The organism is Clostridium sp. UBA2485, from assembly GCF_002341865.1.
Taxonomy (GTDB): Bacteria; Bacillota; Clostridia; order Clostridiales; family Clostridiaceae; genus Clostridium_J.
Window position 1 is genome coordinate 45,082 of record NZ_DDOV01000047.1, and the last position, 9,648, is coordinate 54,729.

General features: G+C 30.8%; 12 protein-coding genes. All 12 read left to right on the forward strand.

The window, feature by feature from the left end:
• The first annotated feature begins 10 nt into the window (after positions 1-10).
• Positions 11-511, forward strand: coding sequence for an SHOCT domain-containing protein (locus B3603_RS09205; RefSeq protein ID WP_291563721.1), 501 nt, complete (start codon positions 11-13; stop codon positions 509-511).
• 65 nt (positions 512-576) lie between these two features.
• Entirely contained in the window at positions 577-2,565 is a 1,989-nt protein-coding gene (locus B3603_RS09210) for a hypothetical protein (RefSeq protein ID WP_291563723.1), read from the forward strand.
• Positions 2,565-3,227 carry a LysM peptidoglycan-binding domain-containing protein gene (locus tag B3603_RS09215; protein WP_291563725.1) on the forward strand — a complete coding sequence of 221 codons (663 nt, stop codon included), beginning with the start codon at positions 2,565-2,567 and terminating at the stop codon, positions 3,225-3,227. Before B3603_RS09210 ends, B3603_RS09215 begins: the two co-directional genes overlap by 1 nt.
• Before the next feature lie 11 nt (positions 3,228-3,238).
• On the forward strand, positions 3,239-4,213 hold the full coding sequence (locus tag B3603_RS09220) for an XkdQ/YqbQ family protein (RefSeq protein WP_291563727.1): 975 nt from the start codon (positions 3,239-3,241) through the stop codon (positions 4,211-4,213).
• Positions 4,214-4,215: 2 nt separating this feature from the next.
• Positions 4,216-4,548: a DUF2577 domain-containing protein gene (locus B3603_RS09225; protein WP_291563729.1), complete on the forward strand. Its 333-nt coding sequence runs from the start codon at positions 4,216-4,218 to the stop codon at positions 4,546-4,548.
• A gap of 3 nt (positions 4,549-4,551) precedes the next feature.
• Entirely contained in the window at positions 4,552-4,950 is a 399-nt protein-coding gene (locus B3603_RS09230; RefSeq protein ID WP_291563731.1) for a DUF2634 domain-containing protein, read from the forward strand.
• Positions 4,951-6,033: a baseplate J/gp47 family protein gene (locus B3603_RS09235; protein ID WP_291563733.1), complete on the forward strand. Its 1,083-nt coding sequence runs from the start codon at positions 4,951-4,953 to the stop codon at positions 6,031-6,033.
• Positions 6,026-6,649, forward strand: coding sequence for a putative phage tail protein (locus B3603_RS09240; RefSeq protein ID WP_291563735.1), 624 nt, complete (start codon positions 6,026-6,028; stop codon positions 6,647-6,649). Before B3603_RS09235 ends, B3603_RS09240 begins: the two co-directional genes overlap by 8 nt.
• Before the next feature lie 2 nt (positions 6,650-6,651).
• Positions 6,652-7,845, forward strand: a complete 1,194-nt coding sequence (locus B3603_RS09245) for a phage tail protein (RefSeq protein ID WP_291563737.1) — start codon at positions 6,652-6,654, stop codon at positions 7,843-7,845.
• A gap of 19 nt (positions 7,846-7,864) precedes the next feature.
• Complete coding sequence (locus B3603_RS09250) at positions 7,865-8,221, forward strand: hypothetical protein (protein WP_291563738.1); 357 nt, start codon at positions 7,865-7,867, stop codon at positions 8,219-8,221.
• Complete coding sequence (locus B3603_RS09255) at positions 8,221-8,385, forward strand: hypothetical protein (RefSeq protein WP_291563740.1); 165 nt, start codon at positions 8,221-8,223, stop codon at positions 8,383-8,385. The genes B3603_RS09250 and B3603_RS09255 overlap by 1 nt, the downstream gene beginning before the upstream one ends.
• Before the next feature lie 95 nt (positions 8,386-8,480).
• On the forward strand, positions 8,481-9,648 hold a 1,168-nt coding region (locus tag B3603_RS09260), incomplete at its 3' end, for a hypothetical protein (protein ID WP_291563742.1).

Here is a 9,648-nt window from a genome sequence, read left to right on the forward strand (position 1 = left end):
AGGGGATTGCATGGGAGCAAAGAATAAAGTTATTGATGGGGAATATAACGGTAAAAACGTTATAATAACTGCTTTAGGTATTACTATTGTAACTGGACTATTTAAAAAGGTAATGATAGATGAAAACACAGTTGAAAAATATGAAATATTCGATAGTGAAAAGAAAACTAGTGCAACCAGTGCAATTGGGAGAGGTGTAGCAGGTAGCTTATTTTTAGGACCAGTGGGATTATTAGCAGTTGCTTCAGCTAAAAAGAAGGGTGTATATGTAATTGCTATAGAGTTTAAGGATGGTAAAAGAAGTTTGCTAGAGGTAGATGAGAAAATATATAGAAAGATGCTATTACTAAATTTCAGAAATGAAGATAGAGCAGATGAAGTTAACTTATGCAATAGTTCTCAAGAAGATATATTAGAGCAAATTAAAAAATTATCTGAATTAAAAGATCAGGGAATTTTAACAGAAGAAGAATTTACAACGAAAAAAACAGATTTATTAGCAAAACTTTAATGTATTAAAAAAGCGTTTAGAATTGTCTAAGCGCTTTTATTATGCCTTGAAAGCGAGGTGAACGCATGGCAACAGTATCAACAGCTTTGAGAATGTTTGACCAAATGACTAACCCTTTACAGCAAGTAACACAAGCATTAAATTTAACTATAAGTGCTATGAATGATATGAATAATAGCGCAAATAGAGATATACGAATTACTAATACGTTAAATACAGCTAGAGAAAGCATTAGTAGGGCTTCAGCGGGACTACAAGAATTAGTAAGTTCTCAAGATAGGACAAGGAATAGTCAAGAAAATTTAAACAATTCTTTTAATAGAGGTTCAAGCTCTACGGATAGTTTAGCTGGTAAAGTAAAAAATCTTGTAGGTGCTTATATAGGGTTTCAAACAATTAAGAAAGGCATTGATTTAACTATAGGTGGAGCTAGTAGGCTAGAACAACAACTTATTACTATTTCTGGTATGCTAGGTAACAAAGAGGTTGGTAAGCAATTTTTTGGAGATTTGAATGATTATGCGAATATAAGCGTTTATGGGTTAAAAGAGTTTAGTGGAATTACACGACAATTTATTCAGTTTACAAAGAACACTGACAAACTTATGGATTTAAATAAAACTGCTGAAAGACTTGCATTTTTAGATCCAACGCAAGGATTAGAGGGTGCAGGATTTGCCTTAAAAGAAGCACTGGGGGGCGACTTTATGTCTTTAAAAGGTCGTTTTGGTTTTGGAAGCGCTGACAGAGAAATCCTACAAAGTGCTGAAAGCATGGAAGATTTTATTAGTAAGTTTAATGAATTATTAGATAAAAAGGGTGCCACCGAGCAGGCTCTAGAAGAATTTAATAACTCAGCCATAGCACAATTTAACAACCTAAAATCTAATATAGAAACTTCTTTTGCACAAGCCGGAGAAAAGGCTATGGAAGCCTTAAAACCATTGCTAAGTACATTAAATGAAGCTTTTAGAGAAGGTAAATTTGAACCATTCTTTGATGGAATAGCAATTGGATTAGGCTTAATTTCAGATGGTCTATTAGGAATTATAGATATTTTCAATTGGATAGGCCAAACAGTACAAAATAATTGGTCTATAATACAACCAATATTGATTGCGATATTGCTATATTTTTTAGTTATGCTTATTCCTACAATATGGAATACAATAACATCACTAGTAGCTATGGCTATAGCATGGATAATGGTTAACTGGCCTATTATGCTAGTTATAGGAGCGATAGCTTTATTTATCTACATCCTTATGAAATGTGGGGTTACTGCTGAACAAATTACAGGATTTATAGGTGGAGTATTCGGAGTTTTATATGCCACTGTTTATAATATAATTGCTATGATATGGAATAGATTTGCAAGTCTAGGGGAATTTTTAGCTAACCTTTTTATAGACCCAACATATGCAATTAAAAAATTGCTATATGATTTAGCCGTAGACGCTTTGGGGTTCATAGGTTCTATAGCTAAAGGACTTACTGATCTAGTGAATATGATTCCTGGTGTTAAAATTGATTTATATAGTGGGATAGATAACCTAATAGACAAGATACCAGAACCTAAATCCGATAAGAATGTTGTAAAGTTTAAGAGAATGGAATTGAAAGATTATTCTCAAGAGGCTACGAAAGGATATAACAAAGGTGCTAACTTTGCAACAGGTATAGGAGATATATTTGGAGGGATGGGTAAAGTTCCTTATGGTCCTCCAGAACCACCAACAAATGTGATGGATAATTGGAATAATGCCCAAGTTGACAATTTTGGAGGTGCAGGGGACTTAGGTAAAAATGCAAAAGGAGCTAAGGACCATCTTAAAAACATTGATGATAAAATTGATGTAAGTAATGAACACTTAGAAATGCTTAGAGATTTAGCCGAACAAGAGAGCATTCAAAACTTTGTTACTTTAACCCCAACAGTACAGGTAACTACAGGAGACATTAAAGAAGAGGCAGACATAAATCAGATAATCTCTAAGATAGAGAATTACATGGAAAATGAGTTAGTTAATAGTGCAGAGGGGGTGTATGCTTAATGTATAAAATGTATTTAGGTATAAACAATGGTGAAGAAGGATTTACCCTTCCAGTATTACCAGAAAAAATAGAACTTAACGAAAGTGGAGATAACAAAACTTTTGATGTTATTAACTTAGGAGAAGTTAATACAATAAATAAACCTAAGTTGAGTGAGATAAGTTTTGAGAGTTATTTCCCATTAAACAAAGGACCATATGTGAGCTCGGAGCAGTTATTGTCTCCGAGTTCTTATATTGCAAAGATTAGAGAATGGAGAGAGAAGAAACAAAAGATAAGATTTATTTTTACTGGGGGTAGCCCCTTAGAAGTGAATGACTTATTTACTATAGAGAACTTTAAACTAAGTGAAAAAGGTGGAGAAGTTGGAGACATATATTATTCTATAGACCTTAAAAGGTATAGGCCTTATGCAGCTATAAAAGTAGTTGTAGAAGCTAAACAGAATACTAAAGGTAAGACCACAACGACTAAAGCCCAAGCACCAAGACCAGTAGAAAAACCAAAACAAAAAACACATACGGTTGTTAGTGGAGATACATTATGGCATATTTCTAAAAGGTATCTTGGCAATGGTGCTAGATATCCCGAAATAGCAAAATTAAATAATATTAAAAATCCTAATTTAATATACCCAGGCCAAGTTTTTAAAATTCCATAGGTGGTGGTGCAATGCAAATTGAATTATTGTTAGATAATAAGAATGGAAATATGTTTAACATATCTGAGATCGTTACAGAGGTTACATGGAAAACTAAAAGAAAAGGTAAACCAGCTAGCTTAGAATTTAAATTTATAAAGGATAAATCCATATCTATAAATAGCGGTGATGTAGTAAGTTTTAAGGTAGATGATAATAAAGTTTTCTATGGATATGTTTTTGAAAACAGTGGTAGTAAAGATATAGAAGTAAAAGCAACAGCCTACGATCAAACAAGGTATTTATTACACAATGATACCTACGCATTTACAAATAAGAAAGCTAGCCAAATAATAAGCCAGATAGTAACTGATATTGGGCTAAAGGTAGGTACAATAGAAGATACAAAACACGTAATACCATCTCTTTTAGAAGATGATAAAAAGTTATTAGATATAATGTATAGTGCATTAGAAAAGACTTTAATGAGTACAAAACAAACCTACACATTGTATGATGATTTTGGCTTTATATGTTTAAAGAATATAAATAATATGAAGCAACGAATCATAATTTCGGACGATAGTAATTTAGGTGATTATGACTGGAAAAATAGTATAGATAATGATACCTATAACAGGGTTAAAATAGTTAGAGATAATAAAGATACTAAGGGTAGAGATGTTTATATAGCGCAGGATAGTAAAAATATTGCTAAATGGGGAAGGTTACAATATTATAAAAAAGCAGATGAAAAGATGAATAAAGCACAAATACAAGAGATGGTCAATAATACATTAAAACTTAAAAATAGAGAAACCAAAACATTAAAATTAAAAGATGTTATTAGTACAGATATTAAAGAGGATTTAAAGCTAAGAGCTGGTAGTGGTGTTTACGTGGATATAAAAGAAAAAGGAATTAAACAATACTATTTAATAGAAGATGCTAAACATAAGTTTGAAAAGGGTAATTTAGTTATGGACTTTGATTTAAAGGTGGTGTAGATATGGGAATGTTAGATACAATAAAAAAAGCAAGTATAGGGGCTTTTGATGCAAGTAATCCAGTTAATATTTTATTTGGAGAAGTATTAAGCGTAGATAACTTTAAAATAAAAGTAGATCAGAAACTTATACTACCAAAGGAATTTTTTATTATCCCTGAGGGCTTAACTAAGTATGAAATAGATTTATCCCATAGCCATAATTATACCAATGGTTCAACCTCCAACGCTTTAAATAAAGTTATTATAAGAGAAGGACTTAAGCAAGGTGACAAGGTTTTATTATTAAGGATGCAAGGCGGACAACAATACATTGTATTAGATAAGGTGGTGTAACAATTGAGTATATTACCACAAGGAGCAATAATAGAAAATGATTTAGAAGTAGAAGAAGTAATTGAGCCGACAAAAACTTATAGAATTAAAGATAATAGAATAGTAGGCTTTACAGATGGTAAAGAAGCCTTAAAGCAATCCATACAATTAATATTAAATACAGAAAGATATGAGTATCTGATATATTCTTGGAACTATGGAAGTGAACTTAATGGACTTATAGGACAACAAAAGGATATAGCAGAGAGTGAGTTTAGAAGAAGAATAAGAGAAGCTCTAAGCCAAGATGATAGGATTAATAATGTAGATAATTTTATATTTAGATATGATAAAGACGGTGTAGAAGTAAGTTTTACCGTCTTTTCTATTTATGGAGAATTTACTGAAAGTGTGGTGAAGTAGTTGTTTGAAGCACATACAGAGGAAACAATTTTAAATAGGATGCTAGAAAGAGTACCAAAGGATTTAGATAAGAGAGAAGGCTCTATTATCTATAATGCTTTAGCTCCTGCTGCAATGGAAGTTGCAAGAATGTATTCTGATATGGATAGATTTTTAGAATATACTTTTGCTAGCCCTAACATGCCAGATGGATTTTTAGATTTAAGAGTGGCAGAAGAAGGGCTTAAAAGGGAAGAAGCAACTCATGCAATTAAAAAAGGATATTTCTATGACCAAGATAATAATTTAATAGATATTCCTATAGGTAGTAGGTTCTCCATAGATGATTTTAATTTTGTGGCCATAGAAAAAGTTTCTAATGGTACTTATAAAATGCAATGTGAATCTACAGGTATAGAAGGCAACTCCATAACAGGGCAATTAATACCTATAGATTATATAGAAGGCTTATCTACTGCTAACTTAGGAGAACTACTTATACCAGGGCAAGAAATAGAAAATAATGAAAGTCTTTTTAATAGATATGTTGAACATTTAAATGAAAAGCCATTTGGGGGAAATATAGCAGATTACAAAATTAATACTAGGGCTATAGATGGAGTTGGAACTGTAAAAGTATTTCCTATATGGAATGGCGGGGGTACAGTAAAAGTTGTATTTTTAGATAGCAGCTACAACGTTCCTACTAAAGAATTAATTGATTTAGTTCAAACTACTTTAGACCCCGTTCCTAACAATGGGAAAGGGTTAGGTATAGTTCCAGTAGGTCATGTAGTTACTGTGTTAGGTGCTAAAGATATAGAAATAACTATAGATACTAAACTTGTATTAAGAAGGGATGTTACTATAGGTCAAGTTCAAGAAGACATTAAAAAAGTGATAAATGAATATTTACTGCAATTAAGAAAGCAGTGGTCTGAGGAAGAAAATACAATAGTTAGAATAAGTCAAATTGAAGCAAGGATTTTAAATGTAGAAGGTGTGGCAGATATACATACCACTAAGATAAACAATAAAGAAGAAAATTTAATATTAGGAGCTGAAGAAGTTCCAATATTGAAAGAGGTGGTGTTAGGTGAATAAGCTAATAGACTTTTTACCACCAGAGATTGCTAATATAGAAGAGTTTAAACAAATCACTTCTACAGAAGATAAAGAACTCCAATTATTAGAAAAGGGACAACAAAGAATTTTAAATGAAAACTTTATTGATAAGGCAACAGAGTATGGAGTTAAGAAATACGAAGCTCTATTTAAAATAAGAGCAAATAGTTTAAATGAAAGTCTAGAATTTAGAAAGTTAAGGCTTAAAAATAGAAAATTAGATAAAGTTCCATTTAGTTATAATTTCTTAAGTAATAAATTAAAAAACTTATTTGGAGAAGGTAACTATAAATTAGAAGTAATAAACAATGAATATGTTTTAAAAGTAGAAATAAATACTTTTGATTGGAATATGTTTAATGAAATAATTGATAACTTTAGATACATTATTCCTTGCAACATGATATTAAATTCTACTTTAGTACAAAAGATTAAATCAAATATATACTTTGGAATTTGTACAGCTACAGGTGAAGAAGTAACTGTTTATCCATGGAGTCCTAAAGAGATAAATTCTAAAGGTACTGTTAAAGTAGCACTTGGAAGTAATACAGGTGTAGAAAATATAACTATATACCCTAAAAAGGAGGTTTAGTAATGGCAGAACAATTTTATACTATATTAACTAAAGTCGGAAAAGCAAAAATAGCTAATGCAACTGCACTCGGCACTAAGGTTAATTTTTGTAAGTTTCAAGTAGGTGATAGTAATGGAACTTACTACAATCCAACAGAAGAACAAACAGAGCTTAGGCATAAAGTTTGGGAAGGAAATATAAATAACATAAGAATAGATGAAGAAAATCCTAATTGGATAATTATAGAGGTATTACTACCTAGTAACGTTGGGGGGTTTATGATAAGAGAGGCAGCAATACTCGATGATGAAGATAATGTTGTAGCTATTGCAAAATATCCAGAAACCTATAAACCTCAAACACAAGATGGAAGTAGTAAAGATATACTTATAAGAACAATTCTAGAGGTTAGTAATACTTCTAGTGTAATTCTTAAAGTAGACCCAACGGTTATATTAGCAACTAAAAAAGATATAGAAGTATTAGAAAATAAAATTAGAGATTTAAAAGGAGTCTATGCTGAAGACCTTTTAGATGAAACAGTTATAATCGAGGGAGAAATGCATCCTATAATTAAAGAAGAATTTGAAAAAGTTGAGTCGCAAATGGCTGAAATGACGAAGGAAATAGAAAACATAGATTTATCAGCTAATAAGGTTAAATTAAATAAAATTTCAGGAATGAATGCAACAGAAGTTCAAACAGCTATACAAGAACTTTTTCAATTTGCCGATAATGGTAAGAAGAATATATCTTCTGTTATCGGCTCCCCATTAACTAGCAGTGATACTTTTGACAGCATGAAAAGTAAGATACAAACTTTAAAAAATACCTTTGCTAGTAATTTGACTGCAAAAGGACAAAGTAGTAGTGGTAGTGACACTTTAAATAATTTAATAAATAAAATAGTTAATATTAATACTGGTAAAAAGTTTGCTAAAGGAACAGTTGGCAGTAATCAAACGATTAATTTATCGTTTAAACCATCTTATATAATTCTGTCACAAACAGTTGAAATTGATGAATATAATAATGAAAAATTTACAATGCTTATTTATGGATTTACTAGATATACGATATATTTGTCAGGGAACATATCAAGGGGTGCAGGCGGCGGAACTGTTATGGGAGATTCATACCGCCTTAAAGTATTTGAAAATGGTTTCAGTACTGAAAGCGCAGGAAATGGACATTCATATTTAGCATTAGAATAAGAAAGGGGTAAATAGCAAAATGAAATTAGGAAAACGGATAGTTTATGACAAAAATACAGGTTTAATTCTAAATGGATATTTAGAAGAGAGGTTTGATAGTGGATTAAAAGTAGAAATGATAAAACAAGTAAGACCTTTAGAAATAGATTATTTAGACTTGCCTTATAATTACAACGACAATAATTTTAAAGAAGCAATAAATTATTATATAGATACAACAAAAGATAAAAATACAACGGAACTAAAAGACTTAATAGTTATTACACAATATATCCAAAAGGAAGAAACAGAAGAAGAAAGACTTAGAAGAGAAAAACTAGAATTAGAAAACCAACTATTATTGAAAGAAAATGAAAATGTAGGAGGAATTTTATAATGATTAATGAGGTTATTGTTAGAATTTTAGCTGAAAGAATAATAAATAAGGGGATAAATCCATTAAAGAACAGAACTTTTGAATTGGATGATGTTACAAATAAAGATTATAGAAAAGCAGTAGAGGATTATATAATAGTAAACAGTGGAGCAGTTGCAGAATAGATAATTTTTGCGACACAATTAAATAATTTAAAAGGTAAGATATTAGGGCATATAGCCTTTTTATTTTGCCTATTTTTAAAATAAGAGGTGATAATATGCAAGGAAGAATAAAGATATTAAAAGATGTAGATAAAAGCAATATATTACCCATAACACATGCAAAAGCGGTGTACGTAGATGAAAAAAATACATTAGATGAAAAACTTAATAATATTGAGTCACAAATAATACAACAAACAAAAACCTATGATGAGTTAATTGCAATGAGAGATAATGAACAACTTATAACAGGAAGAAAGTACGCTCTAAGTGACTACAGAACAAAATACTTACAACCTACCACTGAGGTCATTAAAACTGCTACAGAAACAGAAGTGTTAGTATTAACTGCAAGTAGCCGAAAAACATTTGAGCCAATTGTTGCAAGTAGAAAGTACCCAAAAGATATTGTTTATTATGATATAGATAATAACTTATGTGAAGATAATGCAACACCAAGAAAGGGCTTCATATTAAGAAGATATGACCCTATAAGTGGAAATGACGCACCGCAGGACTGGCGTTCTATGTTATGGGCGAGGTATAAGCCTAGTAAAACATCTTATTATAGAAATGGTACAGCAATGGTTTATCGAATTTGGGAAGCTAGTTTAAAGCCGGCGTTAGATGTTGTTTATATAGCAGACAATAAACTATGGATGGCTAAAAACACAAATGTTCCAACATCTCCAACAGATAATAATGTTTTCTTTGAAGTCTATCCGGATTTGGACACTCCACTGCTTATGGATGAAAAAACTACATGGGGTGATGGTATTGAGTTAATGAGGGGAGAACTGGTTGAAGTTCCTACATTTAGTGAAGAATGTAAGAATAATATTATAGAAACTTCAAGCACTCAAAAGCCTCACAATAATGTTTTTCTTGATAATTGCACAGGTAATTCAATTAATAAAAATTGTTCTAGAAATACCTTTGTAAAAAAATGTAACTTTAATTCGATAGGTAAGTTTTCAATAAGTAATATATTTAGTGAATGTGTTCATAACACTTTATCAAACTCATGTGATAATAATATTTTTCTCAAAGGTTCTAATTATAATACTTTAAGTAATTTTTGTTCAGGCAATATATTTTTAAATAACAGTTACCAAAACTTTTTTGGAATTAGATGTTCTAACAATATACTTACTTCTCTTTGCATAAGAAACAATCTAGGCAATGAATGCAAAGCAAATAAATTTGGTCATGCTGGTTATAGTA

Coding starts and splice junctions, on each gene's coding strand:
- B3603_RS09205 (WP_291563721.1), top strand. CDS start 11: ATGGGAGCAAAGAATAAAGTTATTGATGGGGAATATAACGGTAAAAAC.
- B3603_RS09210 (WP_291563723.1), top strand. CDS start 577: ATGGCAACAGTATCAACAGCTTTGAGAATGTTTGACCAAATGACTAAC.
- B3603_RS09215 (WP_291563725.1), top strand. CDS start 2,565: ATGTATAAAATGTATTTAGGTATAAACAATGGTGAAGAAGGATTTACC.
- B3603_RS09220 (WP_291563727.1), top strand. CDS start 3,239: ATGCAAATTGAATTATTGTTAGATAATAAGAATGGAAATATGTTTAAC.
- B3603_RS09225 (WP_291563729.1), top strand. CDS start 4,216: ATGGGAATGTTAGATACAATAAAAAAAGCAAGTATAGGGGCTTTTGAT.
- B3603_RS09245 (WP_291563737.1), top strand. CDS start 6,652: ATGGCAGAACAATTTTATACTATATTAACTAAAGTCGGAAAAGCAAAA.
- B3603_RS09250 (WP_291563738.1), top strand. CDS start 7,865: ATGAAATTAGGAAAACGGATAGTTTATGACAAAAATACAGGTTTAATT.
- B3603_RS09255 (WP_291563740.1), top strand. CDS start 8,221: ATGATTAATGAGGTTATTGTTAGAATTTTAGCTGAAAGAATAATAAAT.